At 66.6% G+C, this 23,464-nt stretch carries 20 protein-coding genes and 1 tRNA gene; 11 read left to right on the top strand and 10 right to left on the bottom strand.

Translation table 11 applies throughout. The annotated features are described in order from the left end of the window. Nucleotides 1-196: 196 nt before the first annotated feature. On the bottom strand, nt 197-382 hold the full coding sequence (locus VQ067_RS25230; RefSeq protein ID WP_169311245.1) for a hypothetical protein: 186 nt from the start codon (nt 380-382) through the stop codon (nt 197-199). 110 nt (nt 383-492) lie between these two features. Between VQ067_RS25230 and ettA the strand changes: the two genes are divergently transcribed. From ettA to gdhA, 8 genes are all read left to right on the top strand, one after another. Further along, nucleotides 493-2,157: an energy-dependent translational throttle protein EttA gene (gene ettA / locus VQ067_RS25225; protein ID WP_021264104.1), complete on the top strand. Its 1,665-nt coding sequence runs from the start codon at nt 493-495 to the stop codon at nt 2,155-2,157. A 503-nt stretch (nt 2,158-2,660) separates the two neighbouring features. Then, nucleotides 2,661-3,347: an ABC transporter ATP-binding protein gene (locus tag VQ067_RS25220; RefSeq protein WP_003112804.1), complete on the top strand. Its 687-nt coding sequence runs from the start codon at nt 2,661-2,663 to the stop codon at nt 3,345-3,347. Next, nucleotides 3,344-4,537, top strand: a complete 1,194-nt coding sequence (locus VQ067_RS25215) for an ABC transporter permease (RefSeq protein WP_003103140.1) — start codon at nt 3,344-3,346, stop codon at nt 4,535-4,537. Before VQ067_RS25220 ends, VQ067_RS25215 begins: the two co-directional genes overlap by 4 nt. Further along, nucleotides 4,530-6,011, top strand: coding sequence for a TolC family protein (locus VQ067_RS25210; RefSeq protein WP_016562356.1), 1,482 nt, complete (start codon nt 4,530-4,532; stop codon nt 6,009-6,011). Before VQ067_RS25215 ends, VQ067_RS25210 begins: the two co-directional genes overlap by 8 nt. Continuing rightward, nucleotides 6,001-7,278, top strand: coding sequence for an efflux RND transporter periplasmic adaptor subunit (locus VQ067_RS25205; protein WP_003094821.1), 1,278 nt, complete (start codon nt 6,001-6,003; stop codon nt 7,276-7,278). The genes VQ067_RS25210 and VQ067_RS25205 overlap by 11 nt, the downstream gene beginning before the upstream one ends. 596 nt (nt 7,279-7,874) lie before the next feature. Beyond that, nucleotides 7,875-8,363 (top strand): alkane oxidation protein activator PraA, encoded by a 489-nt coding sequence (gene praA, locus VQ067_RS25200; protein WP_003094820.1) that lies wholly within the window; start codon nt 7,875-7,877, stop codon nt 8,361-8,363. A gap of 258 nt (nt 8,364-8,621) precedes the next feature. After that, nucleotides 8,622-10,013 (top strand): outer membrane protein transport protein, encoded by a 1,392-nt coding sequence (locus VQ067_RS25195; RefSeq protein WP_022580133.1) that lies wholly within the window; start codon nt 8,622-8,624, stop codon nt 10,011-10,013. A gap of 295 nt (nt 10,014-10,308) precedes the next feature. After that, nucleotides 10,309-11,646 carry an NADP-specific glutamate dehydrogenase gene (gdhA, locus tag VQ067_RS25190; RefSeq protein ID WP_003094817.1) on the top strand — a complete coding sequence of 446 codons (1,338 nt, stop codon included), beginning with the start codon at nt 10,309-10,311 and terminating at the stop codon, nt 11,644-11,646. A gap of 60 nt (nt 11,647-11,706) precedes the next feature. Here gdhA and ccpA read toward each other — a convergent pair whose 3' ends face one another. The 7 genes from ccpA to VQ067_RS25155 all read right to left on the bottom strand — a co-directional run bounded on the left by ccpA (nt 11,707) and on the right by VQ067_RS25155 (nt 17,981). Continuing rightward, nucleotides 11,707-12,747: a cytochrome-c peroxidase CcpA gene (ccpA, locus tag VQ067_RS25185; protein WP_004364346.1), complete on the bottom strand. Its 1,041-nt coding sequence runs from the start codon at nt 12,745-12,747 to the stop codon at nt 11,707-11,709. 123 nt (nt 12,748-12,870) lie between these two features. Continuing rightward, nucleotides 12,871-13,248, bottom strand: a complete 378-nt coding sequence (locus VQ067_RS25180) for a hypothetical protein (protein ID WP_004364343.1) — start codon at nt 13,246-13,248, stop codon at nt 12,871-12,873. A gap of 101 nt (nt 13,249-13,349) precedes the next feature. Further along, on the bottom strand, nt 13,350-14,375 hold the full coding sequence (gene rtcA, locus VQ067_RS25175; RefSeq protein ID WP_003111141.1) for an RNA 3'-terminal phosphate cyclase: 1,026 nt from the start codon (nt 14,373-14,375) through the stop codon (nt 13,350-13,352). Next, nucleotides 14,372-15,184 carry a nucleotidyltransferase domain-containing protein gene (locus tag VQ067_RS25170; RefSeq protein WP_021264108.1) on the bottom strand — a complete coding sequence of 271 codons (813 nt, stop codon included), beginning with the start codon at nt 15,182-15,184 and terminating at the stop codon, nt 14,372-14,374. The genes rtcA and VQ067_RS25170 overlap by 4 nt, the downstream gene beginning before the upstream one ends. Before the next feature lie 36 nt (nt 15,185-15,220). Beyond that, nucleotides 15,221-16,435 carry an RtcB family protein gene (locus VQ067_RS25165; RefSeq protein WP_033991132.1) on the bottom strand — a complete coding sequence of 405 codons (1,215 nt, stop codon included), beginning with the start codon at nt 16,433-16,435 and terminating at the stop codon, nt 15,221-15,223. A 55-nt stretch (nt 16,436-16,490) separates the two neighbouring features. After that, nucleotides 16,491-17,636 (bottom strand): slipin family protein, encoded by a 1,146-nt coding sequence (locus VQ067_RS25160; RefSeq protein WP_003116273.1) that lies wholly within the window; start codon nt 17,634-17,636, stop codon nt 16,491-16,493. A gap of 271 nt (nt 17,637-17,907) precedes the next feature. Beyond that, nucleotides 17,908-17,981, bottom strand: a tRNA-Arg gene (locus tag VQ067_RS25155). Between the two features lie 314 nt (nt 17,982-18,295). Between VQ067_RS25155 and rtcR the strand changes: the two genes are divergently transcribed. Both rtcR and VQ067_RS25145 read left to right on the top strand, forming a co-directional pair. Further along, on the top strand, nt 18,296-19,891 hold the full coding sequence (gene rtcR / locus VQ067_RS25150; RefSeq protein ID WP_003119412.1) for an RNA repair transcriptional activator RtcR: 1,596 nt from the start codon (nt 18,296-18,298) through the stop codon (nt 19,889-19,891). 55 nt (nt 19,892-19,946) lie between these two features. After that, complete coding sequence (locus VQ067_RS25145) at nt 19,947-20,501, top strand: NADAR family protein (RefSeq protein ID WP_003134970.1); 555 nt, start codon at nt 19,947-19,949, stop codon at nt 20,499-20,501. Here VQ067_RS25145 and VQ067_RS25140 read toward each other — a convergent pair. Then, nucleotides 20,495-22,351 carry an Lnb N-terminal periplasmic domain-containing protein gene (locus tag VQ067_RS25140; RefSeq protein ID WP_003094784.1) on the bottom strand — a complete coding sequence of 619 codons (1,857 nt, stop codon included), beginning with the start codon at nt 22,349-22,351 and terminating at the stop codon, nt 20,495-20,497. The genes VQ067_RS25145 and VQ067_RS25140 overlap by 7 nt on opposite strands. Before the next feature lie 58 nt (nt 22,352-22,409). After that, a complete protein-coding gene (locus tag VQ067_RS25135) occupies nt 22,410-22,898 on the bottom strand; it encodes a DUF3015 domain-containing protein (RefSeq protein WP_003094783.1) in 489 nt (162 codons plus the stop codon). Between the two features lie 234 nt (nt 22,899-23,132). On the opposite strand from VQ067_RS25135, the gene VQ067_RS25130 reads away from it, so the two are divergent. Then, a complete protein-coding gene (locus VQ067_RS25130; RefSeq protein ID WP_003112819.1) occupies nt 23,133-23,459 on the top strand; it encodes a TraR/DksA family transcriptional regulator in 327 nt (108 codons plus the stop codon). Nucleotides 23,460-23,464: the final 5 nt, after the last annotated feature.

The raw sequence follows: 23,464 nt of genomic DNA, 5'->3' as shown, positions 1-23,464 counted from the left end.
CGCGGTGGCCAGGGCCTTGAGCAGACGCTGGTCCTGAGACGACGGGGTTGGCGCTGGGTCGAGACTGTCCCTGTGCGGGGAGTCGGGTAGCTGGGCGGATCTGGGAGCGAGTGTCATTTTTGAGGTTTTTTTTGTTCTTTTGAGACTGATTTGGATCAATTGTAGCAGGCTGGATCTCCCCACGCCTTGCTTCGCGTCAGGTCTTGAGAGGCAGCACCATGGCCGCGAGCAGTGTCAGGCCCACCCAGACCTCGCACGGGGCGATGGTCGCCGCCTCGCTCAGGCAGAACGCCTTTGACAGGACGAGGGTAGCGGAGACAGTAAGGGCGGCCAGTACGCTGCTCAGCGTCACCGTAGCGGCCTGGAATCGGACGGCGAACATTCGCCGGCAAAGCGCCTCGCCCCACGAAAACCGGGGTGGCTGGCCAGCTTTCTCTCGGTCTGTCATATACTTGGCCGAGTTTTTTTCCTTTTCTTCATGAGGTGCTCGTTTTGGCTCAGTACGTCTACACCATGCATCGGGTCGGCAAGATCGTTCCGCCCAAGCGTGAAATCCTCAAGGACATCTCCCTGTCGTTCTTCCCCGGCGCCAAGATCGGCGTGCTCGGCCTGAACGGCGCGGGCAAGTCCACCCTGCTGCGGATCATGGCCGGCGTCGACACCGAGATCGAAGGCGAGGCCCGGCCGATGCCGGGGATCAACGTCGGCTACCTGCCGCAGGAGCCCAAGCTGGACCCGCAGGCCACCGTGCGCGACATCGTCGAAGAGGCCGTCGGCCAGATCAAGCAGGCCCAGGCGCGGCTGGACGAGGTCTATGCCGCCTATGCCGAGCCGGATGCCGACTTCGACGCCCTGGCCGCCGAGCAGGCCAAGCTGGAGGCGATCCTCCAGGCATCCGACGGACACAACCTGGAACGCCAACTGGAAGTCGCCGCCGACGCCCTGCGCCTGCCGCCGTGGGATGCCAAGGTCGAGCACCTGTCCGGCGGCGAAAAGCGCCGCGTAGCGCTGTGCCGCCTGCTGCTGTCGGCTCCCGACATGCTGCTGCTGGACGAACCGACCAACCACCTGGACGCCGACTCGGTGGCCTGGCTGGAGCATTTCCTGCACGACTTCCCCGGCACCGTGGTGGCGATCACCCACGACCGCTACTTCCTCGACAACGTCGCCGGCTGGATCCTCGAACTCGACCGTGGCCATGGCATCCCGTTCGAAGGCAACTACTCCGGCTGGCTGGAATCCAAGGCCGCCCGCCTGGCCCAGGAAGCCAAGCAGGAAGCCTCCCACGCCAAGGCCATGAAGGCCGAGCTGGAGTGGGTGCGCCAGGGCGCCAAGGGCCGCCAGGCCAAGTCCAAGGCGCGCCTGCAGCGCTTCGAGGAACTGCAGTCGCAGGAATTCCAGAAGCGCAGCGAGACCAACGAGATCTACATCCCGGCCGGTCCGCGCCTGGGCGACAAGGTCATCGAACTGCACAACGTGACCAAGGGCTACGGCGACCGTGTGCTGATCGACAACCTGTCCCTGAGCATTCCCAAGGGCGCTATCGTCGGTGTGATCGGCGGCAACGGCGCGGGCAAGTCGACCCTGTTCCGCATGCTCACCGGCAAGGAGCAGCCGGACTCCGGCACCATCGAGATCGGCGAGACCGTGCAGATCGCCAGCGTCGACCAGAGCCGTGACAGCCTGGAAGGCAACAAGACCGTGTGGGAGCAGGTTTCCGACGGTTTCGAGCAGATCAAGATCGGCAACTACGAAGTCCCCTCGCGCAGCTATGTCGGTCGCTTCAACTTCAAGGGCGCCGACCAGCAGAAGTTCGTCAAGGACCTCTCCGGCGGTGAGCGTGGCCGTCTGCACCTGGCCCTGACCCTGAAGCAGGGCGGCAACGTGCTGCTGCTCGACGAACCGTCCAACGACCTCGACGTGGAAACCTTGCGCGCGCTGGAAGAAGCGCTGCTGGACTTCCCCGGCGCTGCCATCGTGATCTCCCACGACCGCTGGTTCCTCGACCGGATCGCCACCCACATCCTCTCCTACGAGGACGATGGCAAGGTGACCTTCTTCGAAGGCAACTACACCGAGTTCGAGGCCGACCGCAAGAAGCGCCTGGGCGACGCCGCGGCCCAGCCGCACCGCGTGCGCTACAAGAAACTGGCGTAAGCGCGCCTTCGAGAAACCGCCCGCCGGCGTTGCCGGCCGGCGGTTTTTTCATGCCTGGAATTCAACGAGCCATGCGCAGGGGAACATGGGAACTGCGCAGGACACCTCCATCGGCGGTACCCGGGGGGCTCCCAAGCAGCATGCCTGAGCCTTCACCTAACTAAAGATGGGGGTGCATCGACGGCCGCGATGGTGTCAGCTCTGCTAGTGGTCTGCGCAGCCGATCCGTGCGCTCAATACCGCCTGCCCGGAGAGGCCGCGCCATATGGCGAAGCCCGGCGGAATCGAGTACCGGCATTGGCCGGGCGGACCAGCCGCTACCTTCGCTCGGCGCTGGCGCCTCGGGGTAGCGTTGCCGGTGGTGGCGGCTTGTGCGCTGTCTCCATCATCAGCAGTATGGCCGTTCGGCCTGTATCGCCGGCCTTGCGGCGGTACGACCGGGCGGGCCTTGAAGGGATGCGAGCGGTCGGGTGCGAATGCCAACAACAAACAAGCACGAATCATTGATCTCCCTGCAGGGGATCGGCAAGGGCTACCTCCTGGGGGGGCAGCCGCTGCAGATACTGAAAGACGTCTGCCTGGACATCTTTCCCGGAGAAAGCTGCGCGATCGTCGGCGCGTCGGGCTCGGGCAAGAGCACCCTGCTGAATATCCTCGGCCTGCTCGACCGCCCGGACAGCGGCGCCTACCGCTTCGCCGAGCACGACATCTTCAGCGTCGACGGGGACCGACTGGCGGCGATCCGCAATCGCCTGATCGGCTTCGTCTTCCAGAGCTTCAACCTGTTGCCGCGGCTGAACGCGCTGGACAACGTCGCGCTGCCCCTGAGCTATCGAGGGATGCCGCGCCGCGAGGCACTGGAGCGGGCCGAGGCGATGCTCGCCCGGGTCGGCCTGGCCGAGCGCGCCGGCCATCGTCCGGCGGACCTCTCCGGCGGCCAGCGGCAGCGCGTCGCCATCGCTCGCGCGCTGGTCGGCGAGCCGGCGCTGATCCTCGCCGACGAACCAACCGGCAACCTCGACGCGAGCACCGCGAAAGAAGTGCTGGAGCTGCTTCTCACGCTCAACCGCGAGCGCCAGGTGACCCTGGTGGTGGTCACCCACGATCCCGGCCTGGCGGCCCGTCTCGGGCGCCAACTGACAGTACGGCATGGCGAGGTGCACGAGGACCTGGCGGAGGCCTGCCGGTGAGCGCCAGCCCGTCGCCCCGGCAATTGCTTCACGAGGCCCTCGCCAGTCTTCGCGGGCTGGGGCGCCGCTCGCTGCTGGCGTTGCTGGGTATCGTCATGGGCTGTTCATCGGTGATCGCGATGCTGAACATCGGCAGCAACGCGACCGACGAAGCGATGAGCATCTTCAAGGACATGGGCACCGACACCCTGGTGGTGCAGTTCCCGTTCGCCCCGCAGGCGCCGATGCCGATGCCGGCGTCGCTCGACACCGAACCGCTGCTCCGCGACGTGGCCGGTCTGGAGCACCTGGCGGCGCTGGGCCTGTACTCGGCCCCGGTGACCTTTCACGGACGTACCAGCAACGCCAGTATCGTCGGCGCCAGCGCCGGGCTCGCAGCCGCCGCCAGGCTACGGCTGCGCGAAGGACGTTTCCTCTCGCGCTTCGACGATCACGACACCTACGTGGTGGTGGGCGCGACAATCGCCGAGGCCCTGGGGGCGCCCGGCGATCCGCTGCGCCTCGGCGAGCAACTGACGGTCAACGACTATCTGTTCCGCGTGATCGGCATTCTCCAGCCGCAGGCCAGCGCCGCCCTCTTGCCGTTCGCCGCCAACGACTCGCTGTTCGTGCCGGCGCCGGGCATGCCGCGCCTGCAGCCGGCCGCCGAGGTCAGCCATGTGGTGGCGCGGGTCTCGCCGGGAGCGGACGTCTATAGCGTCGGCGCGGCCCTGGGCGCGGCCCTGACGGCGCGGTTGCCCGGTCACGAGGCGCAGGTCCAGGTCTCGCAGCAGGTGCTCGATGGACTCAAGCGGCAGACCCGGACCTTCACTTACCTGCTGGCCGGACTGGGGATCATCTCCCTGCTCGGCGGCGGCGTCGGAGTGATGAACGTGATGCTGATGAGTGTCGCCGAACGCCGCCGGGAAATCGGCGTGCGCATGGCGCTGGGCGCGCGCCAGCGGGACATCCGCAACCTGTTCCTGATCGAGGCGGTGACCCTGACCGCCGCGGGCGCGCTGTCGGGCGCGGTGCTCGGCGTGGCGGCTGCGTATCTCTACGCCAGGTTCTCCGGCTGGACCTTCTCTCTGGCCTACGCGGCCCTGCCGCTGGGGATGGGCAGTACCCTGCTGGTGGGGCTGTTCTTCGGGCTCTATCCGGCGGTCTCGGCGGCTCGCCTGCAACCGGTCGAGGCGCTGCGCGATGAATAGGTGGGGCCTGGGCGTGCTGTGGCTGGTCGCCGCTCTTCCGGTGGCGGCCAGCGTCAACCCGGCGCTGAGTCCGGACGTACCGAGCATGGCCCGCGAGCAGGGCAGGTCGGTACTGCTCAGCGAGCAGGTGATCGACCTCAGCCTGAGCGACGCGGTCTATCTTGGCCTGCGCAACAACCGTGGAATCCGTAGCGCCTACCTGCAACGGATCGCGCAGAAGTTCGACCTGCGGGTCGCCGCCGACGCCTTCAACCCGAAGCTGGTGGTGCGCGGCGACTATCGCGCCAACCGCGCCACCGAAGACCGCACGAGGACCAGCAATGTCTCGCCCACCGCGACCCTGCTTGGCGAATATGGCACTCGTTTCAGCCTGGCCTGGGTGAAGCAGTTCCGCACCGCCGACGAGGCCGGGCGCTACCGCAGCGATGGCCTCGACCTGACCGTCGTCCAGCCGTTGCTGCGCGATGCGGGCTGGGACGTCACCACCGCGCCGCTGCGCCTGGCACGTCTCTCCGAAGACGCCAATCGCCTGCAACTCAAGGCCAGCGTGTCGCAGACCATCAGCCAGGTCATCGGTGCCTACCGGGAGCTGCTGCGCGCCCAGGAGCAGGCGCGCATCTCTCGCGAAGCCCTGGCGCGGACCCAGGAGCTGCTCGAGGTCAACCGGGCGATGATCCGCGCCGGGCGAATGGCCGAATTCGAGATCGTGCAGACCGAGGCCGACGTCGCCAGCCAGGAGCTCAACGTCGAGGAGTCCGCCAACCAGGTCGACAGCGCACGCCTGGCCCTGCTGCAACTGCTGGCGCTGGACCTGTCGACGCAGATCCGCGCCAGCGATGCGCTGGCCGCCACGCCGATCGAGGTTGACCGCCAGCAGGCGATCAGGACCGCCCTGCAGCAGCAACCGGAATACCTGCAACGCCTGATCGGCAGTCGCCAGGCCGACCTCAACCTGGTGCTGGCGAAGAACCAGCGCCTGTGGGATGTCTCGCTGGTGGGCGGCGCCAGCCAGATCCGCGACCGCTACAGCGAGGGCGGTGGCGACAATTCACGCAGCTGGGACAGCTACGCCGGGGTACAGGTGGAAATTCCCATCGGCGACCTCAGCCGCCGGCAGGCCGAGGTGCGCGCCCAGGTCGACGTGGAGAACCAGAAGATCCTGATCGAGGATGCCCGGCAGACCCTGGAGCAGAACGTCATCGATGCGGTGCGCGACCTCGGCACGCGCTGGCGCCAGTACCAGATCGCCCAGCGCGCCACCGCCTTGTCGCGGCGCAAGCTGGAGATCGAGCGGGAAAAGCTGCGCGTCGGGCGTTCGAGCAACTTCCAGGTGCTGAGCTTCGAGACCGACCTGCGCAACGTCGAGAACACCCAATTGAATGCCCTGATCTCGTTTCTCAATGCGCAGACGCAGCTCGACCTGATCGTCGGCATGACCCTGGATAGCTGGGAGATTTCGCTCAATGACCACTGACCGGTTTTCCTTCCTGCGCCGGCCCGCATTGCCGCTCGCCGCCGGCCTGGCGGTTGTCGCGGCGCTGGCCTGGCTGGTCCTCGCCGGCGGCACCGCGAAACGCACGGAAGGGGAGCGCTGGGTCGCCGTGCGGGCGGCCCCGCTGGTGCATCAGATCGGCCTGGTCGGACGCCTGGAGCCGGGGCGTGTGGTGACCCTGGCGGCGCCCTTCGCCGGCAATGTCGAGGCGCTGCTGGTGGAGCCGGGACAGCGGGTCGCGGAAGGACAGGAGCTGCTACGCATGGACACCCGCGAGATCGCCGTGCAGGTGCGCGAGGCACAGTCGGCGTTGCTCAAGGCCCGTCGCACCCTGCAGGACCTGCGCGACTGGGAGCGTGGCGAGGACATGGCGCGGGTCCGTCGTGCCCTGCGCAGCGCGCAGCTGGCGCAGAGCAGCACCGAGCGCAAGTTGCGCGAGACCCGCGAGCTGTTCCAGCGCGGGATCGTCCCGCGCAACGAACTCGACGATCTCGAACAACAGGCCAGCCAGCAGCGCATGGACCTGGAGGCGGCCCGGCGGGAAGTGGAGTCGACCCGCGCCAAGGGGCAGGGCGAGAATCGCCAGATCGCCGAAATGGACCTGGCCAACGCCAGCGTGAAATACGAGACGCTGCAGGCCCAGCTGGATGGCCGTACGGTGCGCGCGCCCTTTGCCGGTATCGTCGTCGCGGCGCCCGGCCTGGCTGGCGAGCAGGGCAGCCGCGAACCGGTGCAGGCCGGTAGCAAGCTGGGGCAGGGCCAGGCGTTGTTCGGCCTGGCCAGCGTCGAGCGGCTGAAGGTATCTGCGAAGGTTTCCGAACTGGATATCAACCAGTTGCGCGAAGGGCAGGCGGTGGAAATCAGTGGCGACGGCTTCGAGGGCACCACGCTGGAGGGCGTCATCGCCGCCCTCGGTGGTCAGGCTCTGCCCGGCATGGCCCAGGGAGGCAGCCCGCAGTTCGAGGTGACGGTGTCGGTAGCGCCGCTTGATCCCCGCCAGTTGCAGAAGATTCGTCTGGGAATGAGCGCCAAGCTGACGGTCACCACCTATCGCAACGAACAGGCCATCGTCGTGCCGCCGGAGGCGATACGCCACGAGGGTGACCGGCTGTTCGTGGACTTTCGCCAGGCTCCCGGCGCCAGCGTGATGGCGCAACAGGTCAAGATCGGACGCTCCACGCCGGAGGGCGTGGAGGTGTTCGAGTTGCAGCCGGGTCTCGTTCGCGTGCCGTCCTCGTCCGACCGATAGTTGGCAACCTAACTTTGGGTTGGCTGGGTCGCTTCGCGAGCTGCCAATTCTGGTAGGTATGCCCCGTCATGGTGCGTTTCTTCCCGACGCGGATGTTGACAGAGGTATCAGGATTCCTTCGCGACGACGCTTCGTTCGCCCTCCACGGTATTCACCGATCTTTCTTCGGAGGGGCAACCCCCTTCTTTCGCTAGGCTTTTCCAGAGCCGCGCTGACCGTACTCTGGCCCCCGTCGTTGACTGGTCCACTGCCCCCTCGCGGTGTTTGCCAGCCCTGTCAGGCCTGCGTTCGCGGAGGTCGGCCAGGCGGGCATTCCGAGGTGCGGCGGGTTGGCAAACCTATCGGATCTTTCTGATATCCGGTCTGTCCCGGCTCGTCGTGGGGACCGTCAGCGTCGGCACCGGATAGGACTCATGAGATAAAGCTTCTCCCGAATCCCGGTACGCACGGTCAAGGCGGGTGGTGTGGTTCGCCTGGCAGGTGGAACGGACGGGAAGGCACAAGGTGGTCGTGGGGGCGGGTCGGCGACGATCCTGCCGCATGATCAAGGCTCGGCAACCGCGAGCGTTGCCAACTCACTGGAAGGATACAAAACAATGAAATCCATCAAGTCCCTGCCGTCCTTTGCTGCTCTTGCTCTCTGCCTGAGCGTTTCGTCCATGGCCAGCGCGGCCACCATCACCCCGGTCAACTCGGCCTTCACCGCACCTGGCACCATCAGCGTGAGCTCGCCGGCGTCGCTCAATCTGCCAGTGACCTGCAACATCACCTTCAAGGGCACGACAGCCGCCGATGGTTCCTATGCCTCGATCGACAGCGTCACCGTCAGCGGCAGCAACACCCTGTGCAGCGTGCCGCAGATGACCGGCCTGCCGTGGAAGCTGACCGTCTCCAGCACCACCGCCGGCAAGGTCGATGGCGTCGGCTTCAAGATTCTCTCCTCTACCTGTGGCCCGAGCACCGTCAACGGTTCCTGGAGCAACGCCACCAATACCCTCAGCGCCAGCAATCAGTCGCTGGCTGGGAACTGCAAGATCAACAGCCTGAGTGTGCAGCCGACCCCGGCCTTCGTAGTCAACCCGTAATCCGGGCTGCCGCTGGCGCCTTCGGCGCCAGCGGTTTCGCGCTCCCGCTGCCAGGCGTCCTTCGCGGGCCGGCAGGTCCGAGGGAGTTTCCGCCGGAAGCGGCGCAGAACCTCGTTCGCACATGGAAAACGGCCTGGGGGAGGGTGTCCGCCAGGACGCTCAAGCAGGCCGACCATCGTGCCCCGTGCACTAGCAGCCACCAGGGGTGAAACCTTGAACAACAAAAACGATATTTCCTGCCTGTTTGCCAGAAAACCATTGCCATTGCTCTGCGCCCTGATCGTCGGCGGACTGTTCGGCACGTCCCAGGCACAAGCCGGCGGCTTCATGGTACCGACCACCAACACGGCGGGCTGGGGCCGTGCGATGGCAGGCGGCTCGCTGTTTCCCAACGATCCGAGCGCCGCGTTCAACAACCCGGCGGCCATGGCTTTCATCGACAAGCGGATCGCCCAGTTGACGATCAACTACGCCGATATCGACATCAAGTACAACGGCGATGCCTACGACTACCAGGGCAATCCCATGACCGGCGGCTACCAGGATGGGCCGGGCACTCCCGAGCTGGCTACCAACGATGGCGGCCAGGCCGGATTCGGCGCGTGGCTGCCGACCGGCTTCCTGGTCGTACCGATCAACGACCGCTTCGCCTTCGGTCTGAGCCAGGTCGTTCCGATGGGAATGCGCAGTACCTGGGACCCGAACTGGAAAGGCCGCGATTTCGCGGTGGACACCAAGATCGAGACGATCGGCCTGACCGGCTCCCTGTCGTTCAAGGTCAACGACAACTTCTCCCTGGGCGCCGGGGTGATCATCCAGCGCACCTCCGGCTTCGTCAGCCAGAACCTCGATCTCTATGCCTCGGCCGCCAACTCCCCGGGCATGGGCGGGATTCCGTTCCCGGCCTCGAACTCGTCCGCGCTGATGCGGGTCAAGGTGGACAACACCTCGCCCGGCTTCTTCGCCGGCGCGGTGTGGAAGCCGACCGACCGCGACACCCTGGGCTTCGCCTACCACGCGAAGATCCGCAACAAGCTGAAGGGTCACTACAACCTCTACGACCACGACGGTGGGCTGACCGAGGGCGCCATCGAGGGAGGCACTCCGGGCCTGGCCTATCCCGGCCTGGACCTGCGCATGGGCGCTTCCGCCTCGGCGCGCCTGGATATCCCCGCCTACGCCTCGCTGGACTGGGTACACCAGTTCAACGACCGTCTGAGCCTGGGCGCCAGCGCCACCTGGACCGAGTGGTCGTCATTCCAGGACCTGACCCTCAAGTCCCACGGCAACACGATCGTCTCCATCCCCTACACCTACCGGAACACCTGGACCCTGGCGGTGGGCGGCGACTACAAGGTGACCGAACAGTGGACCATGCGCGCCGGGGTCGCCTACGACCAGACGCCGACTCACAATGCCACCCGCGACCCGCGGATTCCCGACGGCGATCGCTACTTCGCCTCCCTGGGCGCCGGCTATCGCTTCCAGTCGATGCCGGAGTTGTCGATCGACGCGGCCTACTCGCGGCAGTTCGTCAAGGAGGTGCCGTTGAAGACGGTCAACCAGGATCGCCTCGGCGGCGGACGCCTGGATGGCAGGGCAACCAGCAAGGGACAGGTGTTCAGCCTGTCCGCGACCTACGACTTCTAGACCCGGCCGTAGGCAGAGAAAGGGCCTCCCCCGTCAGGGGGAGGCCCTTTCGCATCTGGCGCCGGGATGCACGCGAACGGTGCTTTCGTCGCCCTTCAACAGTGCGTGGCCACCCCGGGAGGCAACCTGGTTCCAGGCGTGCGCTCTGGCCCTAGCCGTTCTGGCGGACCCGGAAAGTTTCAGTTTTGCACCATAAAGATTCATCAATGCGTCATTTCGCACTTTCTAGGTGCCGCCTGGCTTGTTAGAGTCACGCGCAAAAAATTGTTCACAAAACTAGAAACCGGTGAGAAAAATGACGCAATCCGTCGACGCTTTCCTCGAGCGCCTGAAGCGGCGCGATCCCGATCAGCCCGAATTCCACCAGGCGGTGGAAGAGGTGCTGCGTTCCCTCTGGCCGTTCCTCGAGGCCAACCCGCACTACCTGGAAGCCGGCATCATCGAACGCATCGTCGAACCCGAGCGGGCGATCCTGTTCCGCGTACCCTGGGTCGACGACCAGGGCCGGGTACGGGTCAACCGTGGCTACCGGGTGCAGATGAGCAGCGCCATCGGCCCCTACAAGGGCGGCCTGCGCTTCCATCCCTCGGTCAACCTCGGGGTGCTGAAGTTCCTCGCCTTCGAGCAGGTCTTCAAGAACTCCCTGACCACTCTGCCCATGGGCGGCGGCAAGGGCGGCTCCGACTTCGATCCGAAGGGCAAGAGCGACGCCGAGGTGATGCGTTTCTGCCAGTCGTTCATGAGCGAGCTGTACCGCCACGTCGGCGCCGACCTGGACGTGCCGGCCGGCGACATCGGCGTCGGCGCGCGTGAGATCGGCTACCTGTTCGGCCAGTACAAGCGCCTGTCCAACCAGTTCACCTCGGTGCTGACCGGCAAGGGCCTGAGCTACGGCGGCAGCCTGATCCGCCCGGAGGCGACCGGCTTCGGCTGCGTCTACTTCGCCCAGGAAATGCTCAAGGACCGTGGCCGCGGCTTCGACGGCCAGCGGGTGGCGATCTCCGGCTCGGGCAACGTCGCCCAGTACGCGGCGCGCAAGGTCATGGAAATGGGCGGCAAGGTGATCTCGCTGTCCGATTCCGAAGGCACCCTGTATGCCGAGGCGGGGCTCTCCGACGAGCAGTGGGAATACCTGATGGAGCTGAAGAACGTGCGCCGCGGGCGCATCCGCGAGATGGCGGAGCAGTTTTCCCTGCAGTTCCTCGAAGGGCGCCGGCCCTGGGGCCTGGCCTGCGATATCGCGCTGCCCTGCGCGACCCAGAACGAACTGGATGCCGAGGATGCGCGGCGCCTGCTGGCCAACGGCTGCGTCTGTGTCGCCGAAGGCGCCAACATGCCCTCGACCCTGGAAGCCGTCGACCTGTTCCTCGAGGCCGGCATCCTCTACGCGCCGGGCAAGGCGTCGAACGCCGGCGGAGTGGCGGTGAGCGGCCTGGAAATGTCGCAGAACGCCATGCGCCTGCGCTGGAGCGAGGGCGAGGTGGATACCAAGCTGCACGGCATCATGCAGTCGATCCACCATGCCTGCCTGCTGTACGGCGAGGAGCAGGGGCGGGTCAACTACGTGAAGGGGGCGAACATCGCCGGCTTCGTCAAGGTCGCCGATGCGATGCTGGCGCAGGGCGTGGTCTGAGGTTGTCCCATCGAGGAAAAAAACGGGGCTCCAGGGGAGCCCCGTTTTTCCTTGTGCCGGTTATTCCGCGGGACGCGGCGTGGTCTCCGTGCTGGCCGGCAGCAGCGGATATTCGACGCGCGGCTGCTTGCCGCTCAGGCTGTGCAGGAAGGCGACGATGTTCTCCACGTCGTCCGGCGCCAACTGCTTGCCGAGCTGGGCGTTGCCCATGATCGCCACCGCGTCCTTGAGCTCCCAGACCTGGCCGCTGTGGAAGTACGGCGCGGTGAGGGCGACGTTGCGCAGGGGCGCGGCGCGGAATACGTACTCGTCGCTCTGGGTCTTGGTCACGGCGAAGCGGCCCTTGTCGCCGCTGGGCAGCACGCTGGCGTCGGGCTTCTTCACCAGGCCGAACGGGAAGTAGGCCTGGCCGCCCAGGTTGATGCCGTTGTGGCAGGCGCTGCAGCCACTGTCCATGAACGCCTTGAGGCCTTTCTTCTGCTGCGCGTCGAGGGCCTTGTCGTCGCCCTTGAGATACAGGTCGAAGGGCGAGTCCGGAGTCACCAGGGTCGCCTCGTAGGCCTCGATGGCCAGCGCCATGTTGTCGAAGCTGACCGGCTTGCCGGCCTTGGGGAAGGCCTTGCGGAAGGCGTCCACGTATTCCGGGATGCTGCCCAGGGTCTGTTCGACCAACTGCGGGGTACTGTGCATCTCGACGCTGTTCTGGATGGGGCCCTTGGCCTGCTCCCCCAGGTCCTTGGCGCGGCCATCCCAGAACTGCGCGGCATTGAACACGGCGTTGAAGACCGTCGGCGAATTGCGTGGCCCCTTCTGCCAGCCGTGACCGACCGACGTCGGTACGTTGTCGGCGCCGCCGGTGCCGACGTTGTGGCAGGTGTTGCAGCTGAGCACATGGCTGCGTGACAGGCGCGGGTCGAAGAACAGTTTCTTGCCGAGTTCGCGCTGTTGCTCGCTGATGGGCTGGCCGCGCAGCTCGGTGACCTGCTCGGGGATGGGTTTGAACAGCGCGCTGGCCTGGTCGTGCAGGGCATCGGCCAGGGCGAGGGGCGTGGCGAACGACAGCAACAGGCTGCCAAGCGGGAGCAGTTGCGAGGACTGCATCTTTTTTTCTCCTTATCAGGCGTTACAACCGGTCCTGTGAGGAGAGGCCAGCGGCGCTGCGCCCGGCTTGACGTGGATCAAGCGTACCGGGATCGGCACTGCGGATGGTTGTCGCAGCGTGCTTCAGCGCTCGCGCAAGGCCCGGGCCAGCACGCGGTCGCGGTCGCGCTGCCAATCGTCGTCGCGGTCGTTCCACTGGCGTTCCTCGAAGCGCCGCCGCTCTTCGCTCTGCGCCATCGACCGGCATTGCTCGAAGCCGTCGCCCCAGCCGCTGGCGTAGATCGCCTCGCGCAGGTAGCGGGGGACGTCCTTGCGGAATTCGCCGCTGATCGAGCCGGCCGCCTGGCGGCCGCTGCCGCAGCCGTCGTCGAAACCGTCGGCATAGGCGGGCGGGTAGCCCTGGGCGAGCAGGTGCTGGTGGGTGTTTTCGCAGCCGCCGAGCAGGGTGGCGGTGAGCAGGAGCAGGGCGAGGACAAGCACGCCGAGACGCGAAGAAGACATGGCTGGGACTCCTCGACCGCCGGGACGGGACTCCCGGAGGTTCGCGCCGGGCCCGCTGGCAGGTCCGGCGCGAGTCTAGGTCGGCATTGGTGAGGAATTCGTCAAGCCGATGTGATGACGATGCGATGACCGCCGCCGTCCAGCGCCTGGTCGCCGATCCTCACCGGCAGGAAGCGTTCGATAATCCGGCGGTTGCTTTGCAGATGGGCGCTCAGCCGTGGCGTGGTGAAGCTGCCGGCGCCGGCCAGGGCCATGGGCAGCAGCAATTGGTCGGCGAGGTGCTCGTCCGCCGCGCAGCCGCTTTCCATCCAGCCGATGGCTTGCGTCGCGACCTGTTCCGCCACCCGTTCGGCGCTGACGCCGGCCTGGCCGAAGGCGCAGAAGGTCGCGCAGATGTGCTCGCAGTCGATCCGCAGCAGCAGGGCGTTGCCCGGCCCCTGGTCCTCCGCGAGGAACTCCAGCTGGCGTTCTTCGTCGCTCCAACCGAGGCGCTGGCGGACCCTCTCCAGCTCGCGCTCGCCGACGTGCCCGGGAATCCCGGCGAGCAGCGCCCGCGCCTGGCGCCGCAGCGCCGCGCCGGGATGCTCCAGTTGCAGCGGCCGCCAGCGCGCCGGGCGTACCCGCGCCAGCAGCTCGCCACCGCCGGCGGGTACGAAGCCGTGGCGCAGCAGTTCCAGGTCGACTTCCGCGCCCATCCGCCGCAGCAGCGGCAGCCAGCTGTCGCGGAGAAAGTCCGCCGGCGGCGCCAGTGGATTGTGGGTGCCGCCGCTGATCCTCACCCGGCTTTCGCCGTTGGCCGCGAGCAGCGCCGGCAGCAGGGTTTGCAGTACCAGCGAGCAACTGCCGGCGGAGCCGATGGCGAAGGCGTAGTCGCCGGCGCGGATCGCACCGGGCCGGAACGCCAGCTCGCGTGAGCCGAGTTCGGCACCCTCGACCTCGGCCGCGCAGATTTCCGCCGCCGCGCGCACCGCGGTGAGGTGCTGGCGCAGCAGCCCCGGACGGCTGCGCCGGCCACGGATGTTGCGGATGCGCAGCGGCTGGCCGCTGGTCATCGACAGGCTCAGGGCGCTACGCAGGATCTGCCCGCCGCCTTCGCTGCCGTCGAGTTCGATGAGGTCCTTTCTCATGAGGTTTCCCTTGTGTATTGCCATATCTTGTCGTGGAGGTAGCGATCCAGCAGTCGGCTGTCCTGGCGCGCGCCGGTTGGTTGGGCGGCCCCTCGTTCGGCCTGGAGCAACTCCGCTTCGATGAAGCGTTGCAGCGCCAGGCGCGGAGGGCCGTAGGCCGATTCGTCGCGCTGACGCTTGAGGCTCAGCAGGGCATCCAGCTCTTCGCGCAGCGACGGGTCGTCCAGCGTGGCTTCCACTAGCCTCTCGAACGCCACCGGCGGCAAGCCCAGGCCTGCATCCAGCCAACGCACCGCGAACAACGGGCGCAGGACGTAGAGGTATTTCTTCAGCCGGACGCTGTCGCCCTTCAGGTAGCCGCGGTAGTTCTTGCGTGCCATCGACAGGTAGTGATGGCGGCTGCCAGGTACGGAGTGAAAGGCGTTGCCCAGCCAGAGCAGTTCCTCGCGCACGCCAGGCTCTTCCCGATACACCAGCGGCGAGCCGAGCCACTCCAGCAGGGCCGGGTTGGATTTGCGCATCAGGCGCAACGCCTTGCGCAGCTCCCAGCCGCTGATGTCCAGCTCGTCGCTCAGCGGGCGTTCTATCACGTCGCGAGGTTCCTCGACGCGCTGATACCACTCGGGCTGATGCACATAGACGAAGCGTACGTCATAGTCGCTGTCCGGCGAAGCGAAGCCCCAGGCCCGGCTGCCCGACTCGCAGGCGTAGAGCACGACTACGTCGTGCTCGCGTTCGATCCGTTCCAGCTCATCCAGTACCCGCTCGCGCATGGCGGCGGGGAGCGGATGGCGTTCTTCCCTGTTCATTTCGATTCTTCCCCAGCGGGCGCCACAGGGCGCCCGTCATCCTTTCACGCACACCACCTGACGCAGGGTGTGCAGCACTTCCACCAGCTCGCGCTGGGCTTCCATGACCCGGTCGATGTCCTTGTAGGCCATCGGGATCTCGTCGATCACGTCGGCGTCCTTGCGGCATTCGACGTGGGCGGTGGCGCGGGCCTGGTCGGCGACGCTGAAGACCTTCTTCGCCTTGGTCCGGCTCATGGTTCGCCCGGCGCCGTGGCTGCACGAGCAGAACGCTTCCTGGTTGCCGAGGCCGCGGACAATGAAGCTCTTCGCCCCCATCGAGCCGGGAATGATGCCGAGCTGGCCCTTCTGCGCGGACACCGCGCCTTTGCGGGTGACCAGTACCTCCTGGCCGAAGTGGCGCTCCTTCTGCACGTAGTTATGGTGGCAATCGACCGCCTCCAGGTTGGCTTCGAACGGCTTGCGGATCACCTGGCGCGCCGCCTCGATCACCGCGTGCATCATCAGCGCGCGGTTCTGCCGGGCGAAATCCTGGGCCCAGCCGACCGCTTCCACGTAGTCGTCGAAGTTCCGGCTGCCTTCCTCGAAGTAGGCCAGGTCCTTGTCCGGCAGGTTGGCGATGTGCTGGCGCATGTCCGCCTTGGCCAGTTCGATGAACAGGTTGCCGATGGCGTTGCCGACCCCGCGCGAACCGCTGTGCAGCATGAACCAGACGCGGTCGGCCTCGTCCAGGCAGACCTCGATGAAGTGGTTGCCGGTGCCGAGGGTTCCCAGGTGCTGGCGGTTGTTGGTCTTCTCCAGCCTCGGGTGCTTGTCGGTGATCGCCTTGAAGCGACCGGCGAGCGCCTTCCAGGCCTGGTCGGCGGCCTCCGGTACCTCGTGCCAGGCGCCGCGGTCGCGGCGGCCGAAGGTCTTGCCGTGGGGTACCGCCTGCTCGATGGCGCTGCGCAGGGCGTGCAGGTTGTCCGGCAGGTCGGCGGCGACCAGCGAGGTGCGCGCGGCGATCATTCCGCAGCCGATATCCACGCCCACCGCGGCCGGGATGATCGCGCCGAGGGTAGGGATCACGCTACCGATGGTCGAGCCCTTGCCCAGGTGCACGTCAGGCATCACCGCCAGGTGCTTGAAGATGAAGGGCATCTTCGCCGTGTTCAGCAACTGCTGGCGCGCTTCCTCCTCCACCGGTACGCCCTGGGTCCAGAGCTTGATCGGCTTGCCGCCGGCCACTTCGAGGATATTCATGTCTTTCATCGTGCTTTCCTTGTGCTCCGCGTCGTCCCGTCGACGGCGCGGCTATCGTTCGTGATCAGGCCTGCTTCAGCGTGACCAGTCCGTTCAATACCTGGTCCAGGCCACCGAATACCGAAATCCGGTCGATGCGCTCGGCCACCCGCTCCAGGGTTTCCAGTTCTTTCAGACGCAGCGCGGTCGGGTTTTCCTCCATGACCTTCGCGGTATTCAGCAGCGAGCGGGTCGCCGAGGTTTCCTCGCGGCGGCGGATCACATTGGCCTGGGCCGCCTTCTCCGCCTCCACCACCTGCGCCAGCAGGGTCTTCATTTCGCCCGGGAGGATGATGTCGCGCACGCCCAGGCCGCTCACTTCCAGGCCGCTGTCTTCCAGCTTGGCGGCCAGGTGGGCGCTGACCGCTTCGTCGATCGACTGCTTGTTCTCCAGCAGTTCGTCGAGGGTACGGGTGCCCACTGCCGCCCGCAGGCCGAACTGCAGCTCGCGGTACAGGTACTCCAGCGGCTTGCTCAGCCGCGAGAAGGCGGTGAGTACGTCGTTGTAGCGCCAGTTGGCGGCGAGGTTCAGGCGCAGGCTGACCTTGTCGCGGGTAAGGATCTCCTGGCCGCTGACCTCCAGCGCCTGGATACGGGTGTCGACCAGTTCCACGCTGACTTGCCGGTTGTAGCGCCAGAAACCGTATTGTCCGGCTTGCAGCAGGCCGGCAAGGGCGCCGTCGACCTTGAGCACGCCGACCTGGAACGCCGGCACCTGGACCAGCAACACTGCGTCCAGGCCCGCCAGGGCCCGGCCGCGCAGGTTCGGCTGGTGCAACTGGGCGACCAGCGCGGCGGACAATCGATAGTCCTGGGTCAGGTCGATGCGCTCCAGGCGCTGCTCGGTCTGGCCTTTCCAGTACAGTCGGCGGCTGCCCGGTGCGAGCAGCTCCACCAGCACGCCGTCCTCGTAGCGCAGGCCGGCCTCGTTGTCGCCCAGGTCCATCCGGGTGAAATAGCGCTCCACCAGTTGCGGTTCGCTCTGCCGCAGGTAGCCGGCCAGGCGGTGTTCGAACTGCGGGGTGTTCAGGCTGAAGCTTTCCAGGCTCAGGCGGTCGTACGGATCGAAGCGGCGGTAGGTGCCCGGTTCGAGCACGGCGAGGAAGTCGCCTTCGGAGTACAGCAGGCCGCGTTCGTTCTTCTTCACGATAAAGCGCTTCAGCATTTTCATCTCTTCATTCCTTTCATTCTTCCGTGGTGCCGGTGTTGCCGGCCCGTCGAGCGTCGCGGGTGGAGCGCGGAGGAGGTTGGCCTGGCGGACGTCCTGTCCATGCGATCGATTCCCTCGATCCCCGGCCTGCCTTGCCCCGTGCCCGAACCGCGGGCCGGACGGGCCGGCGGCGGCTTCGGCTCCCTTGCGTTCTCCGGCCTTCCTGGCCGCTTGCGCAGTTCGCCTCGGCCACACCGGCGGGTGTTGCCATTGAGTGATTGCCGTTAAGGCAACGTTCGAGCGGGAGTCGAACCCGCGACAGACCATTTCGTGGATGGTTGCTCTACCAGGCTGAGCTATCGAACCGCGAAGCGGCATTGCCGTCATTCGCGAATGACCGTCGTTGTTGCGGGCGGCATGCACGACGCCGACACCAGGGGTGGGCTCGGGCACCGGCGGGACTGGAGTCCCGACCCGTCGGCCTGCATGGGCGATGCGGTCGAGATGGATATAGCGAGCGGCGTGCCAGGTTTTTATCGATGAGACTATTTCTTGATTAACTATTTGATTTTAAAGGTGAATAAATTTTTTATTGCGATTCGTCGGCGAATTCGATGGAGAGATGTCCGACTATTTCTATATATTTTCATATCGATCTTTATCTTGAAGGATAAGCAGTGATGAAACGCACGGTCGCCATCGGCTTCATCGGCGCCACCCTCGACCGTCTCGGCAAGGGCGCGGCGCGCTGGCAAAAGTGGCGGCCGAGCATCGGCCTGTGCCAGCAGCCGGACCTGCTGATCGACCGCCTCGAACTGATCCACGGCAACGACGCCCGCGACCTCGGCCTGGCCGAGCGGATTCGCGCCGACATCGCCGCGGTGTCGCCGCATACCGAGGTCCGCCTGCAGCAGATGGAACTGCGCAACCCCTGGGACTTCGAGGAGGTCTATGGCGCCCTGCACGATTTCGTCAGCGCCTACCCCTTCGACACCGAGCGCGAGGACTACCTGGTGCATATCACCACCGGGACCCATGTCGCGCAGATCTGCTGGTTCCTCCTTACCGAGGCGCGCTACCTGCCGGCCCGGCTGGTGCAGACCTCGCCGTCGCGGCGCAAGGACGAGGCGCGCCATCCCGAGGGCTCGGCGACGCTGATCGACCTCGACCTGTCCCGCTACGACCGCATCGCCTCGCGGTTCCGCCGCGAACAGGAGGAAAGCCTGGCTTTTCTCAAGTCGGGAATCGCCACGCGCAATGCCGCTTTCAACCGCTCCATCGAGCAGATCGAGCGGGTCGCCGTGCGTTCGCGGGCACCCATGCTGCTGGTGGGGCCGACCGGTGCCGGCAAATCGTTCCTCGCCCGGCGCATCTATGAACTCAAGCGCAGCCGGCACCAGCTCGACGGGCGTTTCGTCGAGGTCAACTGCGCCACCTTGCGCGGCGACGGCGCGATGTCGGCCCTGTTCGGCCACGTCAAGGGCGCCTTCACCGGCGCGCAGAATGCGCGCGAAGGCCTGCTGCGCGCAGCCGACGGTGGCATGCTGTTCCTCGACGAGATCGGCGAGCTGGGCGCCGACGAACAGGCGATGCTGCTCAAGGCGATCGAAGAGAAGCGCTTCTTCCCGCTGGGTTCGGACCGTGAGGTGGAGAGCGACTTCCAGCTTATCGCCGGGACCCACCGCGACTTGCGCGGACGAGTGGCCGAAGGCCTGTTCCGCGAGGACCTGTTCGCCCGCATCAACCTGTGGACCTTCGAGTTGCCGGGCCTGGCTGGACGCCGCGAGGACATCGAGCCGAACATCGACTTCGAACTGGAGCGGCACGCCCGCGAGCAAGGGCGGCAGGTGCGTTTCAACCTGGAGGCCAAGCGTCGCTACCTGGCCTTCGCCGGTTCCAGCGAAGCGCGCTGGGCCGGCAACTTCCGCGAGCTGTCGGCTTCCATCACACGGATGGCGACCCTGGCCGACAGCGGGCGGATCGACGAGGCGCTGGTCGAGGAGGAGATCCTCCGCCTGCGCCAGGCCTGGGGGCTCGATGCGGGCCGGGAGCCACTGGCTGATCTGCTGGGGCAGCGGGTGGAGGCCCTGGATCTGTTCGACCGCCTGCAACTGCAGGCGGTGCTGGAGGTGTGCCGCGGGGCTAAGACCCTTTCCGAGGCGGGACGCCGGCTGTTCGCCGTTTCGCGCCAGGACAAGCGCAACCCCAACGACGCCGACCGGCTGCGCAAGTACCTGGCGCGTTTCGGCCTGGACTGGGCGCAGATACGCGCCTGAACACCACTTCGGGATATCCTTGGCGTCTTTTCACGGGCTCCAGGGACGAATGCCGATGAGCGAGATAATGGACGTCGAGCGGCTGCGCCAGCGCTGCGCGGCCGGCGAAAGCTTCAAATACCTGTATTTCTGGGGACATCGCCCGGCGACGGATGACAAGGTCGGCAAGAGCTGTTTCAGCCAGTGGTACGAGGCTTCGTTCAAGCTCGACGGGGTGCGCTACGCCAGCGCCGAGCATTACATGATGGCGGCCAAGGCACGCTTGTTCGACGACTCCAGGCTGCTCGAGCGCATCCTGGCGGCGCGCAGCCCAGGCGAGGCGAAGGCCCTCGGCCGCGAAGTCGCCGGCTTCGACGAGGCACGCTGGAACGCCGAGCGGGTGGGAATCGTGATCGAAGGCAACCTCGGCAAGTTCGGCCAGAACGCTTCGCTGAAGAAATACCTTCTGGGCACCGCCGACCGGGTGCTGGTCGAGGCCAGCCCGGTGGACGCGATCTGGGGCATCGGCCTGGCCGCGAGCGATCCCCTGGCAGCCGAGCCGGCGACCTGGCAAGGCCTCAACCTGCTCGGCTTCGCCCTGATGGAGGTGCGCCGGAGGCTGGCTCAGTAGTAGTACCAGCGCAGCTCCAGCTTGACCTCGTTGATCGGCTTGCCGACATGGCTGAACTCGCGTTCGGCGCTCAGGCGCAGGCCGAGGTCGCGGCCCAGCTCCACCTGCTGGACGAAGCCCAGGCTGCGGCGCACTTCGCCGTTGTGGAAGTAGTCGCCCTTGGCCTCCAGGGTCAGGTTGCCCAACGGGTTGCGCCACAGCAAGCCGCTGTCGAAGCCCACCGCCGGGGCGATGGCGGCGGCGAAGTCCCTGTTGTTCTCGATCCGCGCGGTGCCCATGGCGTAGAGCAGCAGGTCGTCGCCGAACATCCAGCTGCCGCCGGCGCCGCCGTTGAGGTGGCTGACCAGATTTTCGTCGCCGTCCTCGCCCGGCACCCGCTCCAGGCCGCCGGCGACCTGCCAGGACAGCGGCTTGAGCAACTGGTTGCGCGGGGTCAGCGAGCGGATGGTGACCAGGTCGAGATTCTGCAACTGCCAGCGGTTGCCTTCGTACTGGCGCAGCTTGAGCTGGCCGATCTCGATCTGCGCGCCGAGGGGGAAGCCATAGGCGTTATCGGCGAGGTCATGGTAGGCCATGCGCAGGCCGTACTCGGCGAAGGCGCGGTCATCGCGGCTGCCGACGCCGAACTGCCAGGTCCGTGACTCGTGGCCGTCTTCCGGCTGGCCGGGGCGCTCGACCTGGAGGTCCGGCGGTGGGTTGCGGTTGATCGCACGCAACAGGTTGTAGCTGCGCGAGGCGATGCCGCTGTCACGCGCCTGACCGGTGGCGCGGTAGCGCACCAGACGGAAGGCGGCGTCCTGGATCAGCGCCTGGCGCGGCATCGGCAGGGCCTTGAAGTCGGGAGCGTCGAGCAGGCTGTCGTCGTCCGCCAGGCGCTTGGCCCAGTCGCGCTCGGCATGGTCGAGCGGTTCGGCGCGGGCGAGCAGTTCCTTCTCGCGCGACGGCCGGTAGTCGATGCGCTCGATCAGCCCGGCGTTCTTCACCGCGCGGACGGTGTCGGTGGGGATCGCGGTAAGCGGGAACTGCTCGGTCAGCTCGATGCCCGGGCGGGCGATCTCCATCAGTTCGAGCAGGCGGAACGAACAGTTCTCGTCGAAGAAGTAGTAGTCGAAGCGGACCTGCTTGAGTTCCCAGACGTGTTCGACCATGCGCCCGGTCTCCTCGGGCGTCAGGTTCAGCTTGTATTCCCAGAGGTCGCGGTTCTCCAGGCGGCTGTACTCGGCCAGCTTCTCCCGGTACGGGACCAGCGCGAACAGGCCGGGATAGCCGCCCATCAGGCCTTTCCAGGCATAGAGGATGCTGTTGTCCATGCCTTCGATGTAGGCGCCGAAGTTCAGCGCGTAGCTGAGCAGGGCAGTGTTGTTGCTGGTGACGTCGGCCTGGTCGATGCGCAGCAGGGTGTGGCCGAACATCGACGACGGGCTGTTCAGGTAGGCCGCGGGGAACACCAGCACCGCGCTGTGCGGGTTGATGTCGCGGTACCAGTTGTCGTATTCGCCGCACTGCGGCTGCGGCAGGTCGTCGAGTTGCAGTTGCTGGCGCAGCCAGCGGGTGCGCGCCGGGTAGACGCACTGGGCATGCTTGTCGCCAAGGCTGGGCGAGGCATAGAGCGCCTTTAGCGTGGCCGCCAGTTCGGCGTCCGGGTGGCTCTCGCCGTTGTCGGCGAGGAAGAACCGCTCGTCGTCGACGTAGCTGCGCCAACCGCCGAGCTTGCCGCGTTCGTAGTGGCCGAGGGCGATCCAGTAGGGATCGGCGGCCAGTTGCTGGAGGCGGGCCTCGGGAACCGTGGGCGCAGCCAGAAGGGGGGAGCAGGCGCACAGCGCCATCCAGGGCAACAGGCGTTTCGGCATCGGCAAGGCTTAATGCTTGGGGAAAGGGGCCTGCCCGCGAACGGGCAGGCGGCGAGGCTCAGGCCTGCTCGGCGTACTTGGCCAGGCGGGCGTCCTGTTTCAGGATCGCCTGGGTGTTGGCATAGACGTCGGCGGCGGTGGCGTCGGACTTGTTGAAGATCTCGGAGAAATGCTCGTGGGTGACGGCGGCGAAGTGCTCGCGGTCCTGCGGTTGCACGCCCAGCACCACGGCATAGGTGGTCAGCGCTTCGCCATTGCCCTTGGCCATGTCTTCGGACAGCTCGTCCATCATGCTGCCGAGCACCAGCAGGGGCTTGCCGCCATAGGACAGCGCGCCGTTGGTATGGCAGCCGTTGGTGCCGGTGGTCATGCCGAAGGTGTTGTTGCCGGAAGTGCCGTTGGTGGTCGCCGCGACCACGTGGGTGGCCACGCCGCGCTGGCCTTTGAAGAGCATGTTGCCCCAGCCGCAGCCGGCGCCGCCGGGAGCGTCGGCGAAAGCGTTGAAGGAGGCGGCGGCGAACAGGGTACCGAGCAGAATCCGTTTCATCGTTTGTTCTCTCTTGAGGTGGATCGGAGCCATCTGGAGCGGGCCAGCGACGCCGTGAGCTTTTCGGAATGCCACCGGGGTGTCAAGGCACCGAATGGGTGGCAGCGCGCAATGCCGGGCGAAAATTGACCGGCGTCAGCGGCAATCCGCTTGGAACCGTCCAGACTTGGGAAAGTTCTGGTCGGTCTGAGCGAAACCGGCCTTGGTCAGCCGTTCCTCATGCAGGAGGTGGATATGAGCGCTTTCGACCCCGCTACCGCCCTGGAAACCCTGGCGACCGAGTACGCGGCACGCGCCGCGGCGATCCGCCGGGACCTGGCGCGCAGCCATTCGCCGGACTTTGCCGAGCAGGCGGTGCAGCGCCAGAACGACGAAGTGCTCGAAGGCCTGCTCGCCGAGGCGGAGGCGGGGATGCGCCAGGTCGGCCTGGCCCGCCTGCGCCTGGCGGAAGGTCGCTACGGCCAGTGCGAGCGCTGTGGCGAGGCCATCGAACCGGCGCGCCTGGCCGCCCTGCCTGCGGCGGAATACTGCCTGCGCTGCGCCGACCTGGTACATCGGTGAGATAG

Origin of the sequence: Pseudomonas sp. KBN12P06040, assembly GCF_037574965.1 — a bacterium.
GTDB classification, from domain to species: domain Bacteria; phylum Pseudomonadota; class Gammaproteobacteria; order Pseudomonadales; family Pseudomonadaceae; genus Pseudomonas; species Pseudomonas aeruginosa.
This window is presented reverse-complemented; position numbering and strand designations above follow the sequence as displayed.

Excerpts from the sequence above, each read along its gene's own strand:
- VQ067_RS25145 (WP_003134970.1), top strand. The coding sequence starts at position 19,947 with ATGAGCGAGATAATGGACGTCGAGCGGCTGCGCCAGCGCTGCGCGGCC.
- gdhA (WP_003094817.1), top strand. The coding sequence starts at position 10,309 with ATGACGCAATCCGTCGACGCTTTCCTCGAGCGCCTGAAGCGGCGCGAT.
- VQ067_RS25230 (WP_169311245.1), bottom strand. The coding sequence starts at position 382 with ATGTTCGCCGTCCGATTCCAGGCCGCTACGGTGACGCTGAGCAGCGTA.
- VQ067_RS25140 (WP_003094784.1), bottom strand. The coding sequence starts at position 22,351 with ATGCCGAAACGCCTGTTGCCCTGGATGGCGCTGTGCGCCTGCTCCCCC.
- VQ067_RS25135 (WP_003094783.1), bottom strand. The coding sequence starts at position 22,898 with ATGAAACGGATTCTGCTCGGTACCCTGTTCGCCGCCGCCTCCTTCAAC.
- VQ067_RS25180 (WP_004364343.1), bottom strand. The coding sequence starts at position 13,248 with ATGTCTTCTTCGCGTCTCGGCGTGCTTGTCCTCGCCCTGCTCCTGCTC.
- praA (WP_003094820.1), top strand. The coding sequence starts at position 7,875 with ATGAAATCCATCAAGTCCCTGCCGTCCTTTGCTGCTCTTGCTCTCTGC.
- rtcA (WP_003111141.1), bottom strand. The coding sequence starts at position 14,375 with ATGAGAAAGGACCTCATCGAACTCGACGGCAGCGAAGGCGGCGGGCAG.
- rtcR (WP_003119412.1), top strand. The coding sequence starts at position 18,296 with ATGAAACGCACGGTCGCCATCGGCTTCATCGGCGCCACCCTCGACCGT.
- VQ067_RS25165 (WP_033991132.1), bottom strand. The coding sequence starts at position 16,435 with ATGAAAGACATGAATATCCTCGAAGTGGCCGGCGGCAAGCCGATCAAG.
- VQ067_RS25210 (WP_016562356.1), top strand. The coding sequence starts at position 4,530 with ATGAATAGGTGGGGCCTGGGCGTGCTGTGGCTGGTCGCCGCTCTTCCG.
- VQ067_RS25160 (WP_003116273.1), bottom strand. The coding sequence starts at position 17,636 with ATGAAAATGCTGAAGCGCTTTATCGTGAAGAAGAACGAACGCGGCCTG.
- ccpA (WP_004364346.1), bottom strand. The coding sequence starts at position 12,747 with ATGCAGTCCTCGCAACTGCTCCCGCTTGGCAGCCTGTTGCTGTCGTTC.
- VQ067_RS25130 (WP_003112819.1), top strand. The coding sequence starts at position 23,133 with ATGAGCGCTTTCGACCCCGCTACCGCCCTGGAAACCCTGGCGACCGAG.
- VQ067_RS25170 (WP_021264108.1), bottom strand. The coding sequence starts at position 15,184 with ATGAACAGGGAAGAACGCCATCCGCTCCCCGCCGCCATGCGCGAGCGG.
- VQ067_RS25205 (WP_003094821.1), top strand. The coding sequence starts at position 6,001 with ATGACCACTGACCGGTTTTCCTTCCTGCGCCGGCCCGCATTGCCGCTC.